Source organism: Citrobacter sp. RHBSTW-00017 (assembly GCF_013797615.1).
GTDB classification, from domain to species: Bacteria; Pseudomonadota; Gammaproteobacteria; order Enterobacterales; family Enterobacteriaceae; genus Citrobacter; species Citrobacter braakii.
This window is the reverse complement of the sequence record NZ_CP056899.1, coordinates 5,027,031-5,052,482: the sequence shown is the minus strand read 5'-3', so window position 1 is coordinate 5,052,482 and position 25,452 is coordinate 5,027,031. Positions and strand designations below refer to the sequence as shown.

Here is a 25,452-nt window from a genome sequence, read left to right as displayed (position 1 = left end):
GGCGGACTCCACTCGAACAAAAGTCGATAAATGACAAAGGCTGAAACATTCATGATTGTTGACGCACATCGACAAGACCCTATGCAAAGGGTGACGTGCGAATTGCTATCTGCAATTTTTACCCGATCAGGATCCATTGAAACGATCAGGACCGCGGATCATAGCGTAAACTGAGAAAGAGATCTTCTGTTTCTCACAGATTCTTCCCGATTTATCCACAGGATGATCCAGAATCGGCTAAGTGTAAACGATCCTGGAGAAGTGCTGCAGGTTTTAGCGCGCATATTGAAAAAATTAATGAGTAAAGATGCTTTACTGCTTAAACGATCTAATAAAGATCCCTAGCGATCCTTGCGCTTTATCCGCCAGCCCGTATAATTCTTACCCCCAGCGAGTAACGGTCGCCTTACGGCGTCAACGCTGCCTGTTTTATACGCGAAACCATGCGGAAAAAAGCGGGAAATAAGGAAAGAGAATTGACTCCGGAGTGTACAATTATTACAATCCGGCCTCTTTAATCACCCACACTGTGGCGTAAGTCGTTCGAAATTCGTTCGGGTATACGCAAAAGTCAGTGAATTTATTCAAGTTTAGGTAGAAATCGCCATGAAACGCACTTTTCAACCGTCTGTACTGAAGCGCAACCGTTCTCACGGCTTCCGTGCTCGTATGGCTAATAAAAATGGTCGTCAGGTTCTGGCACGTCGTCGTGCTAAAGGCCGTTCTCGTCTGACCGTTTCTAAGTAATAAAAGCTAGCCCCTGAGTGGTTAAGCTCGCATTTCCCAGGGAGTTACGTTTGTTAACTCCCACTCATTTCACATTCGTCTTCCAGCAGCCACAACGGGCTGGCACGCCGCAAATCACCATCCTCGGCCGCCTGAATTCGCTGGGGCATCCCCGTATCGGTCTTACCGTCGCCAAGAAAAACGTTAAACGCGCGCATGAACGCAATCGGATTAAACGTCTGACACGTGAAAGCTTTCGTTTACGTCAGCACGAACTTCCAGCAATGGATTTCGTGGTGGTGGCGAAAAAAGGGGTTGCTGACCTCGATAACCGTGCTCTCTCGGAAGCGTTGGAAAAATTATGGCGTCGCCATTGTCGCCTGGCTCGCGGGTCCTGATAGCCCTTATTCGGGTCTATCAACGCCTGATCAGTCCGCTGCTTGGGCCGCATTGCCGTTTCACTCCAACCTGCTCGAGCTACGGAATTGAGGCATTGCGCAGGTTTGGAGTGATAAAAGGCAGTTGGTTGACGGTGAAACGCGTATTAAAATGCCACCCTTTACACCCTGGTGGTGACGATCCCGTCCCGCCCGGACCATTTGATACCAGAGAACACTAACGATGGATTCGCAACGCAATCTTTTAGTCATCGCTTTGCTGTTCGTGTCTTTCATGATCTGGCAAGCCTGGGAGCAGGATAAAAACCCGCAACCTCAGGCCCAACAGACCACGCAGACAACGACCACCGCAGCGGGTAGCGCCGCAGACCAGGGCGTACCGGCCAGTGGCCAGGGGAAACTGATTACGGTTAAAACTGACGTGCTTGATCTGACCATCAACACCCGTGGTGGTGATGTGGAACAGGCTTCACTGCCAGCTTACCCGAAAGAACTCGGTTCTACCGAACCGTTCCAGTTACTGGAAACCACGCCACAGTTCATCTACCAGGCACAGAGTGGCCTGACAGGTCGTGACGGCCCGGATAACCCGGCTAACGGCCCGCGTCCGCTGTACAACGTCGAAAAAGACGCGTTTGTACTGGCTGACGGTCAGAACGAACTGCAGATCCCGATGACCTATACTGACGCAGCGGGTAACACATTCACTAAAACGTTTGTACTCAAGCGCGGTGAATATGCTGTCAACGTTAACTACAGCGTGCAGAACGCCGGCGAAAAACCGCTGGAAGTCTCCACCTTTGGTCAGCTGAAGCAATCCATCAATCTGCCATCTCATCGCGACACCGGTAGCAGCAACTTTGCGCTGCATACCTTCCGTGGCGCGGCGTACTCCACGCCGGATGAGAAGTATGAGAAATACAAATTCGACACCATTGCTGAAAACGAAAACCTGAACGTCAATGCTAAAGACGGCTGGGTCGCAATGCTGCAACAGTATTTCGCAACGGCATGGGTTCCGCGTAACGACGGCACCAACAACTTCTATACCGCTAACCTGGGTAACGGCATTGCCGCTATCGGCTATAAATCACAGCCGGTACTGGTTCAGCCTGGCCAGACTGGCGCGATGACCAGCACCCTGTGGGTCGGCCCGGAAATTCAGGATAAAATGGCGGCAGTTGCACCGCACCTGGATCTGACCGTGGATTACGGCTGGTTGTGGTTCATCTCTCAGCCACTGTTCAAACTGCTGAAGTGGATCCATAGCTTCCTGGGTAACTGGGGCTTCTCCATCATCGTTATCACCTTTATCGTTCGTGGCATCATGTACCCGCTGACTAAAGCGCAGTACACCTCCATGGCGAAGATGCGTATGCTGCAGCCGAAGATTCAGGCTATGCGTGAGCGTCTGGGCGATGACAAACAGCGTCAGAGCCAGGAAATGATGGCCCTGTACAAAGCTGAGAAGGTTAACCCGCTGGGCGGCTGCTTCCCGCTGATCATCCAGATGCCAATCTTCCTGGCGTTGTACTACATGCTGATGGGCTCCATTGAACTGCGTCATGCGCCGTTCGCTCTGTGGATCCATGACCTGTCTGCACAGGACCCGTACTACATCCTGCCGATCCTGATGGGCGTGACGATGTTCTTCATTCAGAAGATGTCTCCGACCACCGTGACCGACCCGATGCAGCAGAAGATCATGACCTTTATGCCGGTCATCTTCACCGTGTTCTTCCTGTGGTTCCCGTCAGGTCTGGTGCTGTACTATATCGTCAGCAACCTGGTAACCATTATTCAGCAGCAGCTGATTTACCGTGGTCTGGAGAAACGTGGCCTGCATAGCCGCGAGAAGAAAAACTCCTGATACTAGTCGCAGGTGCGTTGGCTGCATTTGCTTGCCGCCTTCCTGCAACTTGAATTATTTCGAGTATTCACGGTAAAGTTAATGCCAGAGAAGGCGGTCATTAGACCGCCTTTTTTACATTTACAAGAGAGCTATCATGAACCATAACGACACCATCGTCGCTCAGGCCACCCCACCGGGACGTGGTGGCGTGGGTATCCTGCGCATCTCCGGCCTGAAGGCGCGCGAAGTTGCAGAAACCGTACTGGGGAAACTACCAAAACCGCGCTATGCCGACTATCTGCCGTTTAAAGACGCGGATGGCAGCACGCTGGATCAAGGAATTGCCCTGTGGTTCCCCGGCCCAAACTCCTTTACCGGTGAAGATGTTTTAGAGCTTCAGGGCCACGGCGGTCCGGTGATTCTCGATCTGCTGCTTAAACGTATTCTGATCATTCCCGGGCTGCGCATTGCCAGACCGGGTGAATTCTCCGAGCGTGCGTTTCTCAATGATAAGCTTGATCTGGCCCAGGCAGAGGCAATTGCCGACCTGATCGATGCCAGCTCAGAGCAAGCCGCTCGCTCGGCGCTGAACTCGTTGCAGGGCGCATTTTCTGCACGGGTAAATCATCTTGTGGAAGCGCTCACTCACCTGCGCATCTACGTGGAAGCGGCGATCGACTTTCCGGATGAAGAAATCGACTTCCTGTCTGATGGTAAGATTGAAGCGCAGCTCAACAACGTTATCAGCGATCTCGATGCCGTTCGTGCCGAAGCGCGTCAGGGCAGCCTGCTGCGCGAAGGGATGAAGGTGGTCATTGCCGGTCGCCCAAATGCCGGGAAATCAAGCCTACTGAACGCGCTGGCAGGTCGTGAGGCGGCCATTGTGACCGACATTGCGGGTACGACTCGCGACGTACTGCGTGAGCATATTCATATCGACGGTATGCCGCTGCACATCATCGACACTGCCGGCCTGCGCGATGCCAGCGATGAAGTTGAACGCATTGGTATCGAACGCGCGTGGCAGGAAATTGAACAGGCCGACCGCGTTCTGTTTATGGTTGATGGCACCACCACCGACGCCGTGGACCCGGCTGACATCTGGCCAGACTTTATTGCCCGCCTGCCAGCCAAACTGCCGATTACCGTGGTGCGTAACAAAGCGGATATTACCGGTGAGACGCTGGGCCTTAGCGAAGTAAATGGCCACTCACTGGTTCGCCTATCCGCGCGTACCGGTGAAGGCGTTGACGTGCTGCGTAACCATCTCAAACAGAGCATGGGCTTTGAAACCAATATGGAAGGCGGCTTCCTGGCGCGCCGTCGTCACCTGCAGGCGCTGGCAGAAGCGGCGGAGCATCTCGAGCAGGGTAAAGCCCAACTGCTCGGAGCATGGGCCGGAGAATTGCTGGCAGAGGAACTACGTCTGGCGCAGCAGAACCTCAGTGAGATCACCGGGGAATTTACCTCCGACGATCTGCTGGGAAGGATTTTCTCCAGCTTCTGTATTGGCAAATAACGTTCTGTTGCCCGGTGGTGCGATGCCTACCGGGCCTACAGTACCCGTAAGTCGGATAAAGCAAAGCGGCTATCCGGCTACAAGTAATTTCCCATATGGAAATCACTGTTGTCCAAATGGCAACTCGTGCAGTTGACTCTCTGCCCGTATGCTTAGCGCCACATTCCTCATGAGGTCGCTATGACACGCTTTCTAATCTGCAGTTTCGCCCTGGTGTTACTCTATCCCGCGGGTATTGATATGTATCTGGTGGGGCTGCCCCGTATTGCTGCCGATTTACAGGCCAGCGAGGCGCAACTGCATATCGCGTTTTCGGTTTATCTGGCGGGAATGGCGACGGCGATGCTGTTTGCCGGGAAAATTGCCGACCAGTCAGGACGCAAACCCGTCGCTATTGTCGGCGCCCTCATCTTTATTTTCGCCTCTGCGCTGTGTTCATTCGCCGAAAGCGGTACGCCGTTTCTCACAGGCCGCTTTATTCAGGGCGTAGGCGCAGGCTGCTGCTATGTGGTGGCTTTCGCCATCCTGCGCGATACGCTCGATGATCGCCGCCGGGCGAAGGTACTGTCGCTGTTGAACGGTATCACCTGTATCGTGCCGGTACTGGCACCGGTGATGGGGCATCTGATTATGCTCAAATACCCGTGGCAGAGCCTGTTCTACACGATGATCGGTATGGGGGTGGCCGTTTGCCTGCTGTCAGTGTTTATCCTGCGAGAATCGCGCCCAGCGACGCTCCCGGCATCTGCAGAGAAGAACCACCTATCTGAATCGCTGGTGAACCGTTTTTTCTTAAGCCGTCTGGCCATCACCACTCTCAGCGTGTCGGTGATCCTGACCTTCGTGAATACTTCGCCGGTGCTGTTGATGGAAGTGATGGGCTTTGACCGTGGTGAGTACGCCACCACGATGGCCATGACCGCAGGCATCAGTATGGCGGTCTCTTTCTCTACGCCATTCGCCCTGAGCGTGTTTAAACCTCGCGTTCTGATGCTGACCTCACAAGTGCTGTTTCTGTCTGCCGGCGTGGTGTTAACTCTTGCCAGTACGCACATGATGACGCTGTTTGGGCTGACCTTAATCTGTGCCGGGTTCTCGGTCGGCTTCGGTGTCGCGATGAGCCAGGCGCTGGGACCTTTCTCGCTGCGTGCGGGCGTTGCCAGCTCGGCGTTAGGTATTGCGCAGGTTTGCGGTTCCTCGCTGTGGATATGGCTGGCGGCGGTGCTCGGTCTTGATGCGCTGAATATGCTGATCGGGATTCTGATTGGCTGTAGCATAGTGAGTATCATGCTGATTATCACTGTTGCCCCTAACCGGTCCACGCCAACTCATGAAGAAATCCCTCAGCAGTCTCGATCTTAATTTATTGCTCTGCCTGCAGCTGTTGATGCAGGAACGCAGTGTTACCAAAACTGCCAAACGGATGAACGTCACGCCGTCGGCGGTCAGCAAGTCGCTGTCGAAACTGCGGGCCTGGTTTGACGATCCACTGTTTGTAAACACCCCGCTGGGGCTAACGCCAACACCGCTGATGGTCAGCATGGAACAGAATCTGGCAGAGTGGATGCAGATGAGCAACCAGTTGCTGGATAAGCCACACCATGAAGCGCCGCGCGGGCTGAAGTTTGATCTGGTGGCCGAAACGCCGCTGGTGATGATCATGTTTAACGCGCTCTCCCGACAGATCTATCAGCGTTATCCCCAGGCGACGATCAAAATACGCAACTGGGACTATGATTCGCTGGATGCAATTATTCGCGGCGAGGTGGATATCGGCTTTACTGGCCGGGAAAGCCATCCGCGTTCGCGTGAACTGTTGAGTTTGCTGCCGTTGTCGATCGACCATGAAGTGCTGTTTTCCGATCTCCCCTGCGTCTGGCTACGTGAAGATCATCCGGCATTGCAGGAAGAGTGGAATCTGGACACATTTCTGCGCTATCCGCACATCAGCATTAGCTGGGAGCAAAGCGATACCTGGGCGCTGGATGAAGTCCTGCAAGAGATGGGGCGCGCGCGCAATATTGCGTTATGTCTGCCCGGTTTTGAGCAGTCGCTGTTTATGGCCGCCCAGCCGGATCACGCGCTGATAGCCACAGCTCCGGTTTATTGCCAGCGTTATAACCAACTCCACCAGCTTCCGCTCGTGGCGCGTCCTATGCCTTTTGATGCCGCGCAGCTGGAAAAAATGCGCGTACCGTTCACCCTTCTTTGGCACAAACGTAACAGTCATAATCCTAAGATCGTCTGGTTGAAAGACACCATCAAGGCGCTTTATCGCGATATGTCCTGACGTTGCACCGCCACTTTGTTGCTAAATCGACTATTCTGGCAACAGAAATGTAAATATCGCGTAATGTATTCTATTTCAGCTTACTTTTTGGGCAGCAAAGCCTGCCTGGATGCCGCGTAAATGTTACTCTGGTAATTATCACGGACCATTAATCACGGAGCGAAAAATGGCGACACATTTTGCCAGAGGGATTCTTACGGAGGGACACCTGGTTTCAGCTCGCCTCCCTTCTCCATGTCATATCGAAGCAAGAGATCTCCCCGCTCATCGCCGAACACGTTTCCTGGCTTCCCGAAGTTTACTCGCTGAACTGATGTTTATGCTTTACGGCACCAGTACGCTGCCCGAGATTGTTACTCAGGCCAAAGGTAAGCCCATTTTTCGCGATAAGAACCTGCCGGGATTTTCGATTTCTTATGCCGGGAATATCGTTGGCGTTGCGCTAACAACTGAAGGAACGTGCGGGCTGGATATGGAACTGCAGCGAGCTACCCGCAGCTTTCACCATCCGCATTCAACGGAAACATGGCGCTTCTCCAGCAACGAAAATCTGTGGATCAATAATCAAAACGACCCCAACGAAGCACGCGCGCAGCTCATTACGTTGCGCCAGAGCGTACTCAAACTCACCGGCGATGTAAGCAATGATGATCCGCACGAACTCCAGCTTTTACCCGGCGCAGGACGTCTGAAATGTGCCCATGTTGCGCAGGTTGAAGCCATTTGCGATGCGGAAGATGTTCTGGTGTGGTCGGTTGCGGTTACGCCAACCATTGAAAAACTCAAGGTTTGGGAGTTTGATGGTAAACAGGACTGGAAAAGTTTGCCTGATATCCAGACCCGCGCCAATGAGCCTACGGGTCGTCTGATCCGGTTCTCTCAATTATGCGCAGCGAAGAGCCATACGCTTTGATTTAACCTTTATGATGAAACAGGAGTCACCATGTCAGAAACATTGAATGTTGTTACGTTACTGGGAAGTCTGCGCAAAGGTTCGTTTAATGGAATGGTTGCCCGTACGCTGCCCAAGATTGCTCCAGCAGGAATGGAAGTCAACGCGTTGCCATCAATTGGTGATATCCCACTGTACGATGCCGACCTCCAGCAGGAAGAAGGTTTTCCGGCAAGCGTAGAAGCGCTGGCAGAGCAAATCAGGAAGGCTGACGGTGTCGTCATCGTGACACCGGAATATAACTATTCTGTGCCTGGCGGACTGAAGAACGCCATCGACTGGCTGTCCCGCCTGCCGGATCAGCCATTATCGGGTAAGCCGGTGCTGATCCAGACCAGCTCCATGGGCGCCATTGGCGGCGCGCGCTGCCAGTATCATCTACGTCAGATCCTGGTGTTCCTCGACGCCATGGTAATGAACAAGCCGGAATTTATGGGCGGCGTGATTCAGAACAAAGTGGACCCGCAGACAGGTGAAGTGATCGACCAAAGTACGCTGGACCATCTAACCGGCCAGCTGACCGCATTTGGCGACTACATCCAGCGTGTGAAAGCCTAAAAGAAAAAGCCCGCTGGCTGCAATGCCTGGCGGGCCGTATCCGGTTATCAAATTTACCTGATGGCGCTGCGCTTATCAGGTCTACACGCCTCGCGCAGCACCGTCTCAGCGGCAATTAATGCGCGTCGATAAACACAATCTTCAACACAAACAGCAGTGCGACAACGATGACGCATGGGCTGAGATCGCGGAAACGTCCGGTACCGATTTTCATCACACAGTAGGAAATAAAGCCCAGCGCGATACCTTCGGTAATCGAGAAACTAAACGGCATCATCACGGCGGTAATAAACGCCGGAACGGCTTCAGTCAGGTCATCCCACTTCACGCGCGACAGGCTTGATGTCATCAGGACGCCAACGTAAATCAGCGCACCAGCGGCCGCATATCCCGGTACCATTCCCGCCAGCGGCGACAGGAAGATAACCAGCAGGAACAGCAGGCCGACAACTACCGCGGTCAGGCCAGTACGTCCACCGACAGAAACCCCGGAAGAAGACTCGATATACGCGGTAACGGAAGAAGTACCGATAAACGCACCAGCAACCGATGACACACTATCCACATACAGCGCCTGCTTCATACGCGGAAACTTACCCTTCGCATCCGCCAGACCGGCTTTATCCGTGACGCCAATTAGCGTACCGGAGGAGTCGAACAGGTTGACCAGCATGAACGAGAAAATTACGCCCGCAAGACCAATGTTAAACGAACCAGCCAGATCAACATGCCCGATAACGGACATTACGCTCGGCGGCGCGGAGACGATCCCGTTGTAATGGACATCGCCCAGCATCCAACCCAGCAGCGTGGTCACAATGATAGAGATCAGTACCGCCGCATGGATGTTACGTGAAGCCAGAATCGCGATGATAAAGAAGCCCAGAATACCGAGCAGTACGCTGTGGGACGTCAGGTTGCCAATAGACACCAGGGTGTCTTGGTTGGCGACGATAACACCAGCGTTTTTCAGCCCCATCATGCCGATGAACAGACCAATACCGCTGGTGATCCCCACGCGCAAACTAACCGGGATGTTGGCAATCATCCAGTAACGTACGCGGAAAATCGTCAGTAGCAGCAGACCTACCGCGCCCCAGAAGATTGCGCCCATACCGATCTGCCATGACAGGCCCATCGCGCCAACGACCACGAAGGCGAAGAACGCATTCAGACCCATAGCAGGCGCAAGTGCGACCGGCAGGTTGGCAAACAGGCCCATCAGGATGCTACCAAATGCAGCAATCAGGCAGGTGGTCACAAAGACGGCGCTGGTATCCATGCCAGCCACGCCAAGAATTTGCGGGTTAACAAAAACGATATACACCATCGTCAGGAAGGTGGTTAAACCGGCGATCACTTCGGTCCGTGCCGTCGTGCCATGTTCGCGCAGTTTGAACACGCGTTCCAGCATCCCCTGGCCAGAAGCCTGGGTTGTGTGTTGTTGACTCATTATCAATTTCCGAACAAGGAGGGAAAATTCGTCGCTATCCTATACCAAAATGCGACAATAGGGTTGGGTTATGAGCAACTTTTTTCATTGATTTTGCTTATACGGCAACGATTGCGTCGCCCAATAATGCATTACGAAAACGTTAAACTTGTTAAAACGGAAATGACATGTCCCAGATAGAAGCCGTATTTTTTGACTGTGACGGTACCCTTGTCGACAGTGAAGTGATTTGTTCTCGCGCGTATGTCAGCATGTTCCAGGCGTTCGGCATTACGCTCGATCTTGAAGAAACTTTTAAACGCTTCAAGGGGGTAAAGCTGTACGAGATCATCGACATTATCAACGAAGAGCACGGTGTCGAACTGGCAAAAGCCGAATTAGAACCGGTTTACCGCGCAGAGGTCGCACGTCTGTTCGATACGGAACTGGAGGTGATTGCCGGTGCTAATGCGCTGCTGGACAGCATGACCGTCCCTATGTGCGTGGTATCTAACGGTCCGGTCAGCAAAATGCAGCACTCGCTGGGTAAGCTGGGCATGTTGCACCATTTCCCTGATTTGCTGTTCAGCGGCTACGATATTCAACGCTGGAAACCCGATCCGGCCCTGATGTTCCATGCGGCGAAAGCGATGGACGTTAACGTTGAGAACTGCATTCTGGTTGATGACTCCAGCGCAGGTGCCCAGGCGGGGATTGCTGCAGGGATGGAAGTGTTTTACTTCTGCGCCGATCCGCATAACAAACCAATCGATCATCCAAAAGTGACGACGTTTACCGATCTGGCGCAGTTGCCAGCGTTGTGGAAGGCGCGGGGTTGGAATATTACGCGATAACTGAAAGGCCGGATGGCGCTAACGCTGATCCGGCCTGCATGTCTCGTAGAGCGGGTAAGCGTTAGCGCCACCCGCCACAAACATCACTCTTTCGGATCTTTGCCCGCCAGCAGCTTATCCAGCTCATCACCGCCCACGTGACGGAAGTCTTGTCCCTTCACGAAGTAGAAGATGTATTCGCAGATATTCTGGCAACGGTCACCGATACGCTCGATGGAGCGCGCGCAGAACAGCGCGGTCAGCACGCTTGGAATGGTACGCGGGTCTTCCATCATGTAGGTCATCAGCTGACGCACGATACCTTCATACTCCTGGTCGACTTTCTTATCTTCGCGATAAATACGTACCGCTTCGTCAAGATCCATACGCGCAAACGCATCCAGCACGTCATGCAGCATTTGTACGGTGTGGCGACCCAGTGATTCCAGGCTTACCAGCAGCGGCTGATGCTGTTGAGAAAATTTCTCCAGCGCGGTGCGGCAAATTTTATCCGCAACGTCGCCAATACGTTCCAGCTCAGCGATCGTTTTGATAATCGCCATCACCAGACGCAAGTCACTGGCGGTCGGCTGACGCTTGGCAATGATACGCACGCAGGCCTCGTCGATCGCCACTTCCATCATATTGACGTTCTTATCGCCCTCAATGACGCGCTTCGCCAGCTCACTGTCCTGATTGTGCATGGCGGTAATCGCATCAGAAAGCTGCTGCTCGACCATGCCGCCCATGGTCATCACCTGGGTACGGATGCTTTCCAGCTCTGCATTGAACTGGCCGGAAATATGTTTATTAAGGTTAAGATTATCCACAACAAGCTCCTGAATCAGCCGTAACGACCGGTGATGTAGTCTTCAGTTTGTTTCTTCGCGGGCTTGGTGAACAGATCGTCCGTGTTACTGAACTCAATCAACTCGCCCAGGTACATAAATGCCGTGTGATCGGAACAACGCGCAGCCTGCTGCATGTTGTGGGTAACGATAACAACGGTGTAATCCTCTTTCAGCTCAGTGATCAACTCTTCGATACGCCCGGTAGAAATAGGGTCGAGCGCTGAACACGGCTCATCAAGCAGAAGCACTTCCGGGCGAATGGCGATCCCACGCGCAATACACAGACGCTGCTGCTGACCACCGGAGAGAGAGTACCCGCTCTGGTGTAATTTATCTTTGGTTTCGTTCCACAGTGCGGCCTTGGTCAATGCCCACTGCACACGCTCGTCCATATCCGCACGAGAGAGTTTCTCAAACAGACGCACGCCAAAAGCGATGTTGTCGTAGATGGACATCGGGAACGGCGTCGGCTTCTGGAATACCATGCCCACTTTGGCACGCAGCAGAGCGATATCCTGAGTGTTGGTGAGAATATTGTCGCCATCCAGCAGGATTTCGCCTTCCGCACGCTGTTCCGGGTACAGTTCAAACATTTTATTGAACGTACGCAGCAGCGTCGATTTACCACAGCCTGACGGCCCGATAAACGCCGTTACCTGGTTTTTGGCAATATCCAGGTTGATGTTCTTCAGGGCATGGAACTTGCCATAGTAGAAGTTCAAATCACGAACCTGAATCTTACCCGGGGCAGTATCAACCATACTCATTTCAATCTTTTCCTCATCATGCCTGATGGCGCGCAGCTTTCAGGCCTACAAATGTCTTCAATCGTAGGCCAGATAAGGCGTTTACGCCGCCATCCGGCACTTCGTCTTAACCGTGTTTCTTCTTCGCGAAAATGACGCGCGCCAGAATGTTCAGCAGCAGTACGCACAGGGTAATAATCAGTACCCCGGCCCAGGCCAGTTGCTGCCACTCAGCAAACGGGCTCATCGCAAACTTAAAGATAGTGACCGGCAGGTTGGCGATAGGCTGCATCATGTCGGTGCTCCAGAACTGATTGGAGAGCGACGTAAACAGCAGCGGAGCCGTTTCACCTGCGATACGTGCAATAGCCAGTAAAACGCCTGTAATGATGCCTGAGACAGAGGCCTTCAGGGTGATCGCAGAAATCATCTTCCATTTCGGCGTACCCAGCGCATAGGCTGCTTCACGCAGGCTATCCGGTACCAGCTTGAGCATGTTCTCCGTGGTACGAATAACAATGGGCACCTGCAGCAGCGCCAGCGCGATAACGCCCGCCCAGCCGGAGAAGTGCTCCATTTTTGCTACCACGATGGTGTAAACGAACAGACCGACCACGATTGATGGCGCAGAAAGCAGGATGTCGTTGATAAAGCGGATCACCTCAGCCAGCCAGGACTTACGTCCGTACTCTGCCAGGTAGATGCCCGCCATAATACCAAGCGGTGTACCAAACACGGTCGCCCACAGAATTAACAGTCCGCTACCGGCCAGGGCATTCGCCAGACCACCACCAGCCGTATTCGGCGGAGGTGTCATTTCGGTGAACAGCGCCAGTGACATACCGTCAATACCGCGGGTGATCGTGGACATCAGGATCCAGATAAGCCAGAACAGACCGAATGCCATGGTCGCCATAGAGAGCGTCAGCGCGATGCGGTTCTTCAGACGACGACGCGCCTGCATTTTACGGCGGGATTCCGCAAGCGCAGCGGTGTTTTGCATTTCAAGCGTAGCCATTAGCGTGCCCCCTCGTTCTTCGCAAGGCGCATGATCATGAACTTAGACGCCGCCAGCACGATGAAGGTAATCACAAACAGAATCAGGCCCAGTTCCATCAACGCGGCAACGTGCAGTCCTGATTCCGCTTCGGCAAATTCATTCGCCAGCGCAGAAGTAATACTGTTGCCCGGCATGTACAGCGAGGCACTATCGAGCTGGTAGGTGTTACCGATGATGAACGTCACCGCCATGGTTTCACCCAACGCGCGGCCCAGACCGAGCATCACGCCACCGATCACGCCGTTTTTGGTGAACGGCAGGACGATGCGCCAGATAACTTCCCAGGTAGTACAACCGATGCCGTAGGCTGACTCTTTCATCAGCACCGGCGTTTGTTCGAACACATCGCGCATAACCGCCGCAATGTACGGGATGATCATGATAGCGAGGATCACGCCAGCGGCCAGAATACCGATACCAAATGCCGGACCCGCAAACAGCGCGCCAACAAACGGAATGTTGGAAAGGATGTTCCCGACCGGCTCCTGGAAGTAAGTCGCAAACAGCGGGGCAAAGATAAACAGGCCCCACATGCCGTACACGATACTCGGAATTGCCGCCAGCAATTCAATAGCGATACCCAGCGGGCGACGCAGCCAACCAGGAGCAAGTTCAGTCAGGAATAAGGCTATGCCAAAACTCACCGGAACGGCGATCAGCAGTGCGATAAGCGAGGTGACCAGCGTACCGTAAATCGGTACTAATGCACCGTAGATATCGTTTGGCGCATCCCATTCTTTAGTCCACAGAAAGGAGAAGCCAAATTTCTGAATGCTTGGCCAGGAGGAGATAACCAGAGAGACAATAATGCCACCCAACATCAATAGCACAATCAGCGCAGCCAGTTTTACCAGCGCGCTGAATATCATGTCACCTTTTTTACCCGGTGGGTTCAAAGCAGGCTTGGTTGCAGCCATAAATCACTCTTTAAGTTTGGGCCAGGAAGCACGCATTTTATCGTGCTTCCCGGCTAACGTAATGCCATACCCTAAATAATTCGAGTTGCAGCAAGGCGGCAAGCTTGTGAATACCCAGTCACATAGATTCACTATGTGACTGGGGTGAACAAGCACAGCCAACACAACTGCGGCTCGAAGTATGACGGGTATTTAGTACAGCGCTTTACCGTTGCTGTCCTTCACGTTGGTCTTCCATGCAGCACGAATCTGCTCAACCACGCTGTCCGGCAGGCTGGCGTAATCCAGGTCATTAGCCTGTTTGCCGCCATTTTTGTACGCCCAATCGAAGAACTTCAGCACTTCAGCGCCCTGCTCAGGTTTCTTCTGCTCTTTATGCACCAGGATGAAGGTGGTGGAAGTGATCGGCCACGCATCGTCACCTTTCTGGTTAGTCAGATCCTGAGCGAAGGTTTTGCTCCAGTCAGCGCCTTTTGCAGCGTTGGCAAAGTTTTCTTCGGTCGGACTTACCGGTTTGCCATCAGCAGAGACCAGCTTGGTGTACGCCAGGTTGTTCTGCTTAGCGTAAGCGTACTCAACGTAGCCGATAGAACCCGGCAGACGCTGTACGAACGCAGCGATACCGTCGTTACCTTTACCACCCAGACCGGTCGGCCAGTTAACGGTAGAGCCGGAACCAATTTTAGATTTCCACTCTTCGTTCACTTTCGCCAGGTAGCTGGTGAAAACGAATGAAGTACCGGAACCGTCAGCACGACGCACAACGGCGATATTCTGAGAAGGCAGCTTCAGACCCGGGTTCAGTTTGGTGATGGCTTCATCATCCCACTTCTTAATTTTACCGAGGTAGATGTCGCCCAGCGTTTTACCGTCCAGCACCAGTTCGCCGGATTTCAGGCCAGGGATGTTCACCGCCAGCACCACACCACCGATAACAGTCGGGAACTGGAACAGGCCTTCTTGCGCCAGTTTCTCGTCAGACAACGGTGCGTCAGAGGCGCCGAAATCAACGGTATTGGCCGTAATTTGTTTTACACCACCGGAGGAGCCGATACCCTGGTAGTTTACTTTGCTACCGGTCTCTTTCTGATAGGTATCTGCCCATTTGGCATACACTGGCGCAGGGAAGGTTGCACCTGCACCTGTCAGGCTCGCTGCTGCAAACGCAGAAAACGCGCTCATGGATAAGGTCGCGGCGACAACAGTTGCGACAGTGGTACGCATAACTTTCATAATGTCTCCTGCACGGTTTTCGTAAATCGTTGTTTGAGTTGCTACTGTGAGCAAAATAGGACAAACAGGTGACAGTTAAATGTACGAAATATGACAGTTTTATGACAATGAAAAGCTCGGGAAGTTTTTTATCTAAAAATACATTTAAAACAGGATGTTAATTACCATCATGACAATAACATTTCGCTGAAATTTTCTTTTTATGACACTGAAAACAGTAGTTGAAGATGACGGTTTGTCACATAAAACAGGCGGGATAATTGATTAAAAACAGAACAAGCTAAAAAAATGCCCCGCTTGCAGCAGGGCATTTTCAGTTCAGTTAAGTGCGGATTACTCTACGGTAACCGACTTTGCCAGGTTACGCGGCTGGTCCACGTCGGTGCCTTTAATCAGCGCCACGTGATACGCCAGCAACTGCAGCGGAACGGTGTAGAAGATCGGTGCAATCACCTCTTCCACATGCGGCATCTCAATGATGTGCATGTTTTCGCTGCTGGTAAAGCCAGCATCCTGGTCCGCAAAGACGTACAACTGACCGCCACGAGCGCGAACTTCTTCAATGTTGGATTTCAGTTTTTCCAACAGTTCGTTGTTCGGTGCAACTACGATAACCGGCATATCGGCATCAATCAGCGCCAGCGGACCGTGTTTCAGTTCGCCTGCAGCATATGCTTCAGCGTGAATATAAGAGATCTCTTTCAGCTTCAGCGCGCCTTCCAGCGCAATCGGGTATTGATCGCCACGGCCCAGGAACAGCGCATGGTGTTTGTCTGAGAAACCTTCCGCCAGAGCGGCAATGCGTTTGTCCTGAGACAGCATCTGCTCAATACGGCTCGGCAGTGCCTGCAGACCGTGAACGATCTCCTGCTCAATAGACGCATCCAGGCCTTTCAGACGAGACAGTTTCGCCACCAGCATCAGCAGAACGGTCAGTTGGGTGGTAAATGCTTTCGTCGAGGCCACACCGATTTCGGTACCGGCATTGGTCATCATCGCCAGGTCGGATTCGCGCACCAGAGAAGATCCCGGTACGTTACAAATAGCCAGCGAGCCCAGATAGCCCAGCTCTTTAGATAAGCGCAGACCCGCCAGGGTATCCGCCGTTTCACCGGACTGGGAAAGGGTAATCATCAGGCTGTTACGACGCACGGCGGATTTGCGATAGCGGAACTCGGAAGCGATTTCGACATCACAAGGAATACCAGCCAGCGATTCAAACCAGTATCGGGACACCATACCGGAGTTGTAGGACGTACCGCAGGCGATAATCTGGATATGCTCAACCTGAGACAGCAACTCGTTGGCACGTGAACCCAGCTCGCTTAAATCCACTTCACCGTGACTAATGCGACCGGTCAGCGTATTTTTAATTGCGTTAGGCTGTTCGTAGATCTCTTTCTGCATGTAGTGGCGATAAATACCTTTTTCGCCCGCGTCATACTGCAGATTCGATTCGATATCCTGACGCTTCACTTGTGCGCCAGACTTGTCAAAAATAGAGACAGAACGACGGGTCACTTCTGCGATGTCACCTTCTTCCAGGAAGATAAAGCGACGGGTTACCGGCAGCAGCGCCAGCTGATCGGAAGCGATAAAGTTTTCCCCCATCCCCAGACCAATCACCAGCGGGCTACCTGAACGGGCCGCCAGCAGCGTTTCTGGGTTACGCGTATCCATGATCACCGTGCCATAGGCACCGCGCAACTGTGGAATAGTACGCAGTACAGCTTCACGCAGCGTACCACCCTGTTCCAGTTCCCAATGCACCAGGTGAGCAATCACTTCGGTGTCGGTTTCAGAAACAAAGGTGTAACCACGGGTTTTCAGTAGTTCACGCAGAGGTTCATGGTTTTCAATGATGCCGTTATGCACCACAACAATGTGTTCAGAAACATGGGGATGCGCGTTCGCTTCTGAAGGTTCACCGTGTGTCGCCCAACGGGTATGAGCGATACCTGTACCACCATGCAGCGGATGTTCTTCCGCAGCAGCAGTCAGCATCTGCACTTTACCCAGACGACGCAGACGGGTCATGTTGCCTTCAGCATCGACAACGGCCAGACCAGCAGAGTCATAACCACGATATTCCAGACGACGTAAACCTTCGAGAAGGATTTCAGCTACATCACGCTGCGCGATAGCGCCAACAATTCCACACATATTTTTTGATTCCGAATTTAGGCATTTGCCTGTCGTTGTCGCTGACCTGTATTTGCCCTTTCCGGGCGCCCCGAGCCTTGTAGAGAGTGGGGTTATTTTTATGGTACTGCTTGTTGAGCGGAGGATTATGTTATCCCCTCATCTCTTGTCTGCCTGATGGCGCTTACGCTTATCAGGCCTACAAAACGTCACCGCACGTAGGCCGCCATCCGGCAAAAATCACTTACTTCTTCTTCACCGGACGCTGCCAGCCCTGTTTATGGACCTGAGGTACACGACTTAATACCAGTTCGTTATCGGCGACATTACGCGTTACGGTAGTGCCAGCAGCGATGGTGGCACCTTTACCCACGGTGACAGGCGCCACCAACTGAGTATCAGAACCCACAAACACATCATCACCAATAATGGTTTTAAACTTATTGGCACCATCGTAGTTGCAGGTAATCGTACCTGCGCCGATATTCACGTTATCGCCGATTTCCGCATCGCCCAGATAGGTCAGATGACCGGCTTTAGAACCTTTACCCAGACGCGCTTTTTTCATTTCGACGAAGTTACCCACGTGCGCGCCTTCCTGCAGCTCAGCACCCGGGCGCAGACGCGCGAATGGACCGATGGTGCAAGCGGCTTCCAGATGGGCATCTTCCACCACACTGTATGGGCTAAGCTCACAACCTTCACCAATCACGCTGTTTTTGATGATACAGCCAGCACCAATCTTGACGCGATCCCCAACGGTTACGTTACCTTCAATGATAACGTTAGTATCAATTTCAACATCGCGCCCGTGAATAAGCGTACCGCGAAGATCAAAACGTGCAGGATCGCGCAGCATCACGCCCGCCAACAACAGTTTCTCTGCTTGCTCAGACTGATAAACACGCTCCAGACGGGATAACTGAAGACGGTTATTCACCCCTTCCGTTTCGCTAATACGTGCCGGATGTACCGCAGCAATTTCGCGTCCTTCCTGATACGCCATCGCAATGATATCGGTGATGTAGTATTCACCCTGCGCATTGTTATTGGTGAGTTTGGACAGCCAGCGCTTCATATCAGCGCCATTGGCAATCAGAATACCAGTGTTGATTTCCTGGATTTGGCGCTGCTCGTCAGTTGCATCTTTATGCTCGACGATACCGGTGACGTTACCGTTCTCACGCGTAATACGCCCATAGCCGGATGGATCATCCAGTTTTACCGTTAACAGGCCGATGCCGCCCTGCGGTTTAGCATCACGCAGGCTACGTAAGGTATCGGTAGAGATCAGCGGCACATCGCCATAGAGCATTAAAATGTCTTCGTCATCACCAAAGAATGGCGCTGCCTGCTGCATTGCATGGCCGGTCCCCAACTGCTTTGCCTGCAGAATCCAGTTTAGATTGCCATCTTTCAGCGTCTGCTTAAGCAAATCACCACCGTGCCCGTAGACCAGATGTACGTGAGTCGCACCTAATTCATTAGCGGCATCAATGACATGCTGAACCATCGGCTTTCCTGCGAGGGTATGCAGCACTTTAGGGAGATCGGAATACATACGCGTGCCTTTGCCTGCGGCAAGGATCACGACGCTCATAGCATTATTCAACATACACGTCCTGATTGTAATTTGAGAACGAATTTATACCGTTTCACATTGAAAATACTACATTTTTTTCATCGTGAAATGGACCGAAAATAAAACGTTCAATCGGGAAAATTTCCCCTCTGATAACACTCTATTTTCGTCTATTTCGGCGTCTTTTGTCTCCCAAAACCAGGAGTCTGCTCTTATTAAAGCCTTAGGTTAATGTTTTTGCTATTTTTTTACTGCATGAATAAAGAGTTACAAAAGAAAAATACAATTTTATTAATGTGATTCAGCGAGAAGCAAAAAAAACAGACAGGGAAAATAGAGTTTTAAAAGGGAAGAGGACAAACGATCAAGCGGAGGAGGGGGATTTAATAACAGCTGGCGCGTGCTGATAACCGTATGAAGCATCGCGCCACAGAGCAGGTCGGGAAGACTAAACTTCCATACTGCTGAAAAGGGCGATGATTTTGTTAATCAGTTTCATGTTGGTATCCTGTTTTTATCTGAGTTAATTATGTGACACACATCACACAAAAAAGAGTCTACGCCTCATTTTTTAACCGATCAATATTTTTGTGACACAAATCACAAAAATATAAAACAGCTTTTTAGTTCCACTTTCACTGAAACAAAACCATAAAAAAAGCCAGCCTGGCAACCAGACTGGCTTTTGTGCTTTTCAAGCCGGTGTTACATCGCTTTTTTGGTCAACTCGATAACGCGCAGTTTCGCGATCGCTTTGGCCAGTTCCGCAGATGCCTGAGCGTAATCCACGTCACCATGAGAGCTCTTAATGTGCTCTTCAGCCTTACGCTTCGCTTCCAGGGCTCTCGCTTCATCGAGATCCTGTCCGCGAATCGCGGTATCAGCCAGAACGGTCACGCTGCCAGGCTGCACTTCGAGAATGCCGCCGGACAGATAGATAAACTCTTCATGACCGAACTGTTTAACGATGCGGATCATACCAGGCTTAATGGCGGTGAGCAGCGGTGCGTGACCTGGGAAAATACCCAGTTCACCTTCACTACCCGTTACCTGGATTTTTTCGACCAGACCAGAGAACATTTGCTGCTCTGCGCTGACGACGTCCAGGTGGTAAGTCATTGCCATATCACCCTCCGATTAAGGCGTTAAAGTTTTTTGGCTTTTTCCACGGCTTCGTCGATAGAACCAACCATGTAAAACGCCTGCTCTGGCAGGTGGTCGTATTCGCCTTCCATGATGCCTTTAAAGCCACGGATGGTGTCTTTCAGGGATACGTATTTACCCGGAGAACCGGTGAATACTTCCGCAACGAAGAACGGCTGGGACAGGAAGCGCTGAATTTTACGTGCGCGTGCTACCACCAGTTTGTCTTCTTCAGACAGTTCATCCATACCCAGGATGGCGATGATGTCTTTCAGTTCCTGATAACGCTGCAGCAGAGACTGTACGCCACGCGCGGTGTCGTAGTGTTCCTGACCAACAACCAGCGGATCCAGCTGACGGCTGGTGGAGTCCAACGGGTCAACTGCCGGGTAGATACCCAGAGATGCGATCTGACGGCTCAGTACCACGGTTGCATCTAAGTGAGCAAAGGTGGTTGCTGGGGATGGGTCAGTCAAGTCATCCGCAGGTACGTATACCGCCTGAACGGAGGTGATAGAACCGGTTTTGGTAGAGGTGATACGTTCCTGAAGAACACCCATCTCTTCCGCCAGGGTCGGCTGGTAGCCTACCGCTGATGGCATACGACCCAGCAGTGCGGATACTTCTGTACCGGCCAGGGTGTAACGATAGATGTTATCAACGAACAGCAGAACGTCACGACCTTCGTCACGGAACTTCTCTGCCATGGTCAGACCGGTCAGAGCAACGCGCAGACGGTTTCCCGGCGGCTCGTTCATCTGGCCATATACCAGGGATACTTTGTCCAGAACGTTGGAGTCAGTCATTTCGTGGTAGAAGTCGTTACCCTCACGAGTACGTTCACCCACGCCCGCAAACACGGAGTAACCGGAGTGTTCGATCGCGATGTTACGGATCAGCTCCATCATGTTTACGGTTTTACCTACACCCGCACCACCGAACAGACCAACTTTACCGCCCTTAGCGAACGGACACATCAGGTCGATAACTTTGATGCCGGTTTCCAGCAGTTCCTGAGAGCTGGACAGCTCTTCATAGGAAGGTGCCGCGCGGTGGATAGCCCAACGCTCTTCTTCACCGATATCGCCTTTCATGTCGATCGGGTGACCCAGGACGTTCATGATACGACCCAGAGTTGCTTTACCTACCGGGACTTCGATCGGGTGCTCGAGATCTTTGACTTCCAGACCACGACGCAGACCGTCGGAAGAACCCATGGCGATGGTACGTACGATACCGCCGCCGAGCTGCTGCTGAACTTCCAGCACCAGGCTCTCTTTACCATTCATAACCTCAAGAGCATCGTACACGCGCGGTACGGCATCCTGAGGGAATTCGACGTCAACCACGGCGCCGATTACCTGGACAATTTTTCCAGTAGCCATCTTGAATCCTCTACGAATTAACCTGGTTATACCGCGGATGCACCACCGACGATTTCGGTGAGTTCCTGAGTAATGCTGGCCTGACGAGCTTTGTTGTATACCAACTGCAGCTCTTTAATCAGGCTGCCGCCATTGTCGGTCGCGGCTTTCATCGCCACCATACGTGCGGCCTGCTCGCTGGCCAGGTTTTCTACCACGCCCTGATAAACCTGAGACTCGACATAACGACGCAGCAGGGTATCCAGCAGCGCTTTCGGGTCTGGCTCATACAGGTAATCCCAGGATTTACGCTTCAATTCATCATCATCTGATGCCGGCAGAGGCAGCAGTTGGGTGATGGTTGGCGTCTGAGACATGGTGTTAATAAATTTGTTGCTGACAACGTACAGTCTGTCCAGACGACCTTCATCGTAGGCCTGCAGCATCACTTTAACCGGACCGATCAGTTCGGACAGGGAAGGGTTATCCCCCATACCTGTTACCTGAGCAATCACATTACCGCCAACGGAGTTAAAGAAAGACACGCCCTTAGAGCCGATCATTGCGATATCGCACTGAACGCCTTTATCGGACCATGCTTTCATATCCGCCAGCAGCTTTTTGAACAGGTTAATGTTCAAGCCACCGCACAGACCACGGTCGGTCGACACCACCAGGTAGCCCACGCGCTTAACGTCGCGTTCTTCCAGGTAAGGGTGCTTATATTCCAGATTACCATTCGCAAGGTGACCAATCACTTTGCGCATGGTCTCTGCATAAGGACGGCTGGCCGCCATGCGATCCTGCGATTTACGCATTTTGGAAGCGGCGACCATCTCCATCGCTTTAGTGATCTTCTGCGTGTTCTGGACGCTTGCGATCTTACTACGTATCTCTTTTGCGCCGGCCATGAGCTTCTCCTCAATGCCTTGCGGTCCGCCCTAAAGCAGACCGCCAGACGTTACCAGGACTGGGTTGCCTTGAAGGAATCGAGGATAGCTTTCAGCTTGCCTTCGATTTCATCGTTATAGCCACCGGACTGGTTGATCTCTTGCATCAGCGGAGCGTGGTCACGGTCAACGTAAGCCAGCAGAGCGGCTTCGAAGCTACCGATTTTCGCCAGTTCCACATCTTCGAGGTAACCGCGTTCAGCCGCAAACAGCACCACACCCTGCTGTGCTACAGACATTGGGGCGTACTGTTTCTGCTTCAGCAGTTCAGTTACTTTCTGACCGTGGCTCAGCTGCTTACGAGTAGCTTCATCCAGGTCGGAAGCGAACTGAGAAAACGCTGCCAGTTCACGATACTGCGCCAGTGCGGTACGAATACCACCGGACAGTTTCTTGATGATCTTGGTCTGCGCTGCACCACCTACACGAGATACGGAGATACCCGGGTTAACTGCCGGACGAATACCGGAGTTGAACAGGTTGGTTTCCAGGAAGATCTGACCATCTGTAATGGAAATTACGTTGGTCGGAACGAACGCAGAAACGTCACCCGCCTGGGTTTCGATAATCGGCAGAGCGGTCAGGGAGCCGGTTTTACCTTTAACTTCACCATTGGTGAACTTCTCAACGTATTCCGCGTTTACGCGGGATGCGCGCTCCAGCAGACGGGAGTGGAGGTAAAATACGTCGCCCGGGAATGCTTCACGTCCTGGTGGACGACGGAGCAGCAGGGAAACCTGACGGTAAGCAACAGCCTGTTTAGACAGGTCATCGTAAACGATCAGCGCGTCTTCACCGCGGTCACGGAAGTATTCGCCCATTGCGCAACCGGCATATGGCGCCAGGTATTGCAGAGCAGCAGATTCAGACGCGGTCGCCACAACAACGATGGTGTTGGACAGTGCGCCGTGTTCTTCCAGTTTACGAACCACGTTAGAAATGGTGGACGCTTTCTGGCCGATAGCCACGTACACACATTTGATACCGGAATCACGCTGGTTGATGATGGCGTCGATTGCCATCGCAGTTTTACCTGTCTGACGGTCACCGATGATCAGCTCACGCTGGCCACGACCGATTGGGATCATGGCATCAACAGATTTATAACCTGTCTGTACTGGCTGGTCGACGGACTGACGTTCGATTACGCCTGGTGCGATAACTTCGATTGGCGAGAAGCCATCGTTATCAACCGGACCTTTACCGTCAATTGGGGAACCCAGAGTATTCACCACACGACCCAGCAGGCCACGGCCAACCGGAACTTCCAGAATACGACCCGTACACTTAACCTTCATGCCTTCGGCGAGGTCAGCGTATGGACCCATCACAACGGCACCTACGGAGTCGCGCTCCAGGTTCAGTGCGATAGCGTAACGGTTACCCGGCAGGGAAATCATCTCACCCTGCATACAATCGGCCAGGCCGTGAATGCGGATAACACCGTCACTTACAGAAACAATAGTACCTTCGTTGTGAGCTTCGCTCACAACATTGAACTGAGCAATGCGCTGCTTGATCAGTTCGCTGATTTCGGTGGAATTCAGTTGCATGCTCCAGTCCCCTTAAGACTGCAAGACGTCTGCAAGGCGCTCAAGACGGCCGCGTACGCTGCCATCAATGACCATATCACCCGCTCGGATGATTACGCCTGCCATTACAGACTTATCGATTTTGCAATTCAGCTTAACTTTGCGTGACAGACGTTTTTCCATCGCTGCTCTAATCTTCGTAAGCTGTTCATCACTCAGTGCATTGGCAGAAGTGACTTCTACCTCAGAGATAGCCTCACTGGCTGCACGCAGATGAATAAACTGCTCAAGAACATCCGGGAGCGCATTCAGACGGTTATTTTCAGCCATTACCCTAATCAGGTTTTGGCCGCTTTCGTCCAGCTGCTCACCGCACACGGCGATAAACGACTCAGCGAGCGTTTCCGGCGCCAGCGCGCCAGAGAGAAGCTCTGCCATTTGTTCGTTTTTCGTCACCTCAGCGGCAAACGTCAGCATATCCTGCCAACGGTCAACGCTTTGGTGCTCAACGGCAAAGTCAAAAGCTGCTTTGGCGTAGGGGCGAGCTACCGTAATAAATTCAGACATCAGCCCCTCCCTCCTTACAGTTCAGCGACAAGTTTGTCCACGATGTCGCTATTAGCAGCTTCATCCACGGAACGTTCGATGATCTTCTCGGCGCCAGCAACAGCCAGAATAGCAACTTGCTTACGCAGCTCTTCGCGAGCACGTTTACGCTCGGCGTCAATTTCCGCCTGCGCCTGTGCCACGATTTTAGTACGTTCCTGCTCTGCTTCAGTTTTAGCTTCGTCCAGGATCTGAGCACGGCGTTTGTTCGCCTGCTCAATGATTACCTGAGCTTCCGCCTTCGCTTTTTTCAGCTGGTCGGTCGCGCTGGCCTTTGCAAGGTCAAGATCCTTATGTGCTCGTTCTGCAGAAGCAAGGCCGTCAGCAATTTCTTTTTGACGTTTTTCGATGGCAGCCATTAAAGGCGGCCATACGTACTTCATGCAGAACAGAACGAACAGGACAAACGCGATGGCCTGGCCGAGGATTGTTGCGTTAAGATTCACAGCACAATGCCTCTATCTAGTTAACGTTCTGATATTGCTCTTAATTCAAGCAACGCTTACTACGCGACAGCAAACATCACGTACAGACCCAGACCTACAGCGATCATTGGGATTGCATCCACCAGACCCATAACGATAAAGAACTGAGTACGCAGCAGAGGAATCAGATCCGGTTGACGCGCTGCGCCTTCCAGGAATTTACCCCCGAGGATGCCGATACCGATCGCAGCACCGATTGCCGCCAGACCCATCATCACAGCGGCAGCAATGTACAGCAGATCCATATTCAGGTTTTCCATGACAGTCTCCAGTTTGTTTCA

At 52.4% G+C, this 25,452-nt stretch carries 25 protein-coding genes; 10 read left to right on the top strand and 15 right to left on the bottom strand.

What is annotated here, in order from left to right:
• The first annotated feature begins 606 nt into the window (after window positions 1–606).
• From rpmH to HV037_RS24285, 9 genes are all read left to right on the top strand, one after another.
• Complete coding sequence (gene rpmH, locus HV037_RS24325) at window positions 607–747, top strand: 50S ribosomal protein L34 (protein WP_003023858.1); 141 nt, start codon at window positions 607–609, stop codon at window positions 745–747.
• A 17-nt stretch (window positions 748–764) separates the two neighbouring features.
• Window positions 765–1,124, top strand: a complete 360-nt coding sequence (gene rnpA, locus HV037_RS24320; RefSeq protein ID WP_003844432.1) for a ribonuclease P protein component — start codon at window positions 765–767, stop codon at window positions 1,122–1,124.
• A complete protein-coding gene (yidD, locus tag HV037_RS24315; RefSeq protein WP_003023846.1) occupies window positions 1,088–1,345 on the top strand; it encodes a membrane protein insertion efficiency factor YidD in 258 nt (85 codons plus the stop codon). Before rnpA ends, yidD begins: the two co-directional genes overlap by 37 nt.
• A gap of 2 nt (window positions 1,346–1,347) precedes the next feature.
• Complete coding sequence (gene yidC, locus HV037_RS24310) at window positions 1,348–2,994, top strand: membrane protein insertase YidC (RefSeq protein WP_003023844.1); 1,647 nt, start codon at window positions 1,348–1,350, stop codon at window positions 2,992–2,994.
• A 136-nt stretch (window positions 2,995–3,130) separates the two neighbouring features.
• The gene (gene mnmE / locus HV037_RS24305) at window positions 3,131–4,495 is read left to right on the top strand and encodes a tRNA uridine-5-carboxymethylaminomethyl(34) synthesis GTPase MnmE (protein WP_016157817.1); all 1,365 of its coding nucleotides are present in this window, start codon (window positions 3,131–3,133) and stop codon (window positions 4,493–4,495) included.
• Window positions 4,496–4,675: 180 nt separating this feature from the next.
• A complete protein-coding gene (locus tag HV037_RS24300; RefSeq protein ID WP_046276205.1) occupies window positions 4,676–5,857 on the top strand; it encodes an MFS transporter in 1,182 nt (393 codons plus the stop codon).
• Window positions 5,826–6,785 carry an HTH-type transcriptional regulator YidZ gene (gene yidZ / locus HV037_RS24295; RefSeq protein WP_016155073.1) on the top strand — a complete coding sequence of 320 codons (960 nt, stop codon included), beginning with the start codon at window positions 5,826–5,828 and terminating at the stop codon, window positions 6,783–6,785. Before HV037_RS24300 ends, yidZ begins: the two co-directional genes overlap by 32 nt.
• 166 nt (window positions 6,786–6,951) lie before the next feature.
• On the top strand, window positions 6,952–7,698 hold the full coding sequence (locus HV037_RS24290) for a 4'-phosphopantetheinyl transferase superfamily protein (RefSeq protein ID WP_016155074.1): 747 nt from the start codon (window positions 6,952–6,954) through the stop codon (window positions 7,696–7,698).
• 30 nt (window positions 7,699–7,728) lie between these two features.
• On the top strand, window positions 7,729–8,295 hold the full coding sequence (locus tag HV037_RS24285; protein ID WP_003827046.1) for an NADPH-dependent FMN reductase: 567 nt from the start codon (window positions 7,729–7,731) through the stop codon (window positions 8,293–8,295).
• 115 nt (window positions 8,296–8,410) lie between these two features.
• Here HV037_RS24285 and adeP read toward each other — a convergent pair whose 3' ends face one another.
• Window positions 8,411–9,748 carry an adenine permease AdeP gene (gene adeP / locus HV037_RS24280; RefSeq protein WP_016155075.1) on the bottom strand — a complete coding sequence of 446 codons (1,338 nt, stop codon included), beginning with the start codon at window positions 9,746–9,748 and terminating at the stop codon, window positions 8,411–8,413.
• Window positions 9,749–9,915: 167 nt separating this feature from the next.
• On the opposite strand from adeP, the gene yieH reads away from it, so the two are divergent.
• The gene (yieH, locus tag HV037_RS24275) at window positions 9,916–10,581 is read left to right on the top strand and encodes a 6-phosphogluconate phosphatase (protein WP_047358455.1); all 666 of its coding nucleotides are present in this window, start codon (window positions 9,916–9,918) and stop codon (window positions 10,579–10,581) included.
• A gap of 83 nt (window positions 10,582–10,664) precedes the next feature.
• Here yieH and phoU read toward each other — a convergent pair whose 3' ends face one another.
• The 14 genes from phoU to atpE form a co-directional block, all read right to left on the bottom strand.
• On the bottom strand, window positions 10,665–11,390 hold the full coding sequence (gene phoU, locus HV037_RS24270) for a phosphate signaling complex protein PhoU (RefSeq protein WP_003023824.1): 726 nt from the start codon (window positions 11,388–11,390) through the stop codon (window positions 10,665–10,667).
• 14 nt (window positions 11,391–11,404) lie between these two features.
• On the bottom strand, window positions 11,405–12,178 hold the full coding sequence (gene pstB / locus HV037_RS24265; protein ID WP_003023821.1) for a phosphate ABC transporter ATP-binding protein PstB: 774 nt from the start codon (window positions 12,176–12,178) through the stop codon (window positions 11,405–11,407).
• A 106-nt stretch (window positions 12,179–12,284) separates the two neighbouring features.
• Window positions 12,285–13,175, bottom strand: a complete 891-nt coding sequence (pstA, locus tag HV037_RS24260; protein ID WP_016155077.1) for a phosphate ABC transporter permease PstA — start codon at window positions 13,173–13,175, stop codon at window positions 12,285–12,287.
• Complete coding sequence (gene pstC, locus HV037_RS24255) at window positions 13,175–14,134, bottom strand: phosphate ABC transporter permease PstC (protein WP_016155078.1); 960 nt, start codon at window positions 14,132–14,134, stop codon at window positions 13,175–13,177. Before pstC ends, pstA begins: the two co-directional genes overlap by 1 nt.
• Window positions 14,135–14,326: 192 nt before the next feature.
• Entirely contained in the window at window positions 14,327–15,367 is a 1,041-nt protein-coding gene (gene pstS, locus HV037_RS24250) for a phosphate ABC transporter substrate-binding protein PstS (protein WP_016157820.1), read from the bottom strand.
• Between the two features lie 333 nt (window positions 15,368–15,700).
• Complete coding sequence (gene glmS / locus HV037_RS24245) at window positions 15,701–17,530, bottom strand: glutamine--fructose-6-phosphate transaminase (isomerizing) (protein ID WP_016155081.1); 1,830 nt, start codon at window positions 17,528–17,530, stop codon at window positions 15,701–15,703.
• A 223-nt stretch (window positions 17,531–17,753) separates the two neighbouring features.
• Complete coding sequence (glmU, locus tag HV037_RS24240) at window positions 17,754–19,124, bottom strand: bifunctional UDP-N-acetylglucosamine diphosphorylase/glucosamine-1-phosphate N-acetyltransferase GlmU (RefSeq protein ID WP_181500161.1); 1,371 nt, start codon at window positions 19,122–19,124, stop codon at window positions 17,754–17,756.
• A 672-nt stretch (window positions 19,125–19,796) separates the two neighbouring features.
• The gene (locus HV037_RS24235; RefSeq protein ID WP_003023809.1) at window positions 19,797–20,216 is read right to left on the bottom strand and encodes a F0F1 ATP synthase subunit epsilon; all 420 of its coding nucleotides are present in this window, start codon (window positions 20,214–20,216) and stop codon (window positions 19,797–19,799) included.
• A 20-nt stretch (window positions 20,217–20,236) separates the two neighbouring features.
• Window positions 20,237–21,619, bottom strand: coding sequence for a F0F1 ATP synthase subunit beta (gene atpD / locus HV037_RS24230; RefSeq protein ID WP_003023806.1), 1,383 nt, complete (start codon window positions 21,617–21,619; stop codon window positions 20,237–20,239).
• Window positions 21,620–21,645: 26 nt separating this feature from the next.
• The gene (gene atpG / locus HV037_RS24225; protein WP_016155083.1) at window positions 21,646–22,509 is read right to left on the bottom strand and encodes a F0F1 ATP synthase subunit gamma; all 864 of its coding nucleotides are present in this window, start codon (window positions 22,507–22,509) and stop codon (window positions 21,646–21,648) included.
• Between the two features lie 50 nt (window positions 22,510–22,559).
• Complete coding sequence (atpA, locus tag HV037_RS24220) at window positions 22,560–24,101, bottom strand: F0F1 ATP synthase subunit alpha (RefSeq protein WP_003023802.1); 1,542 nt, start codon at window positions 24,099–24,101, stop codon at window positions 22,560–22,562.
• Between the two features lie 12 nt (window positions 24,102–24,113).
• The gene (atpH, locus tag HV037_RS24215) at window positions 24,114–24,647 is read right to left on the bottom strand and encodes a F0F1 ATP synthase subunit delta (protein WP_049040611.1); all 534 of its coding nucleotides are present in this window, start codon (window positions 24,645–24,647) and stop codon (window positions 24,114–24,116) included.
• Window positions 24,648–24,661: 14 nt separating this feature from the next.
• Entirely contained in the window at window positions 24,662–25,132 is a 471-nt protein-coding gene (gene atpF / locus HV037_RS24210) for a F0F1 ATP synthase subunit B (RefSeq protein WP_003827022.1), read from the bottom strand.
• A 59-nt stretch (window positions 25,133–25,191) separates the two neighbouring features.
• Window positions 25,192–25,431, bottom strand: a complete 240-nt coding sequence (atpE, locus tag HV037_RS24205; RefSeq protein ID WP_003023794.1) for a F0F1 ATP synthase subunit C — start codon at window positions 25,429–25,431, stop codon at window positions 25,192–25,194.
• Between the last annotated feature and the right edge of the window lie 21 nt (window positions 25,432–25,452).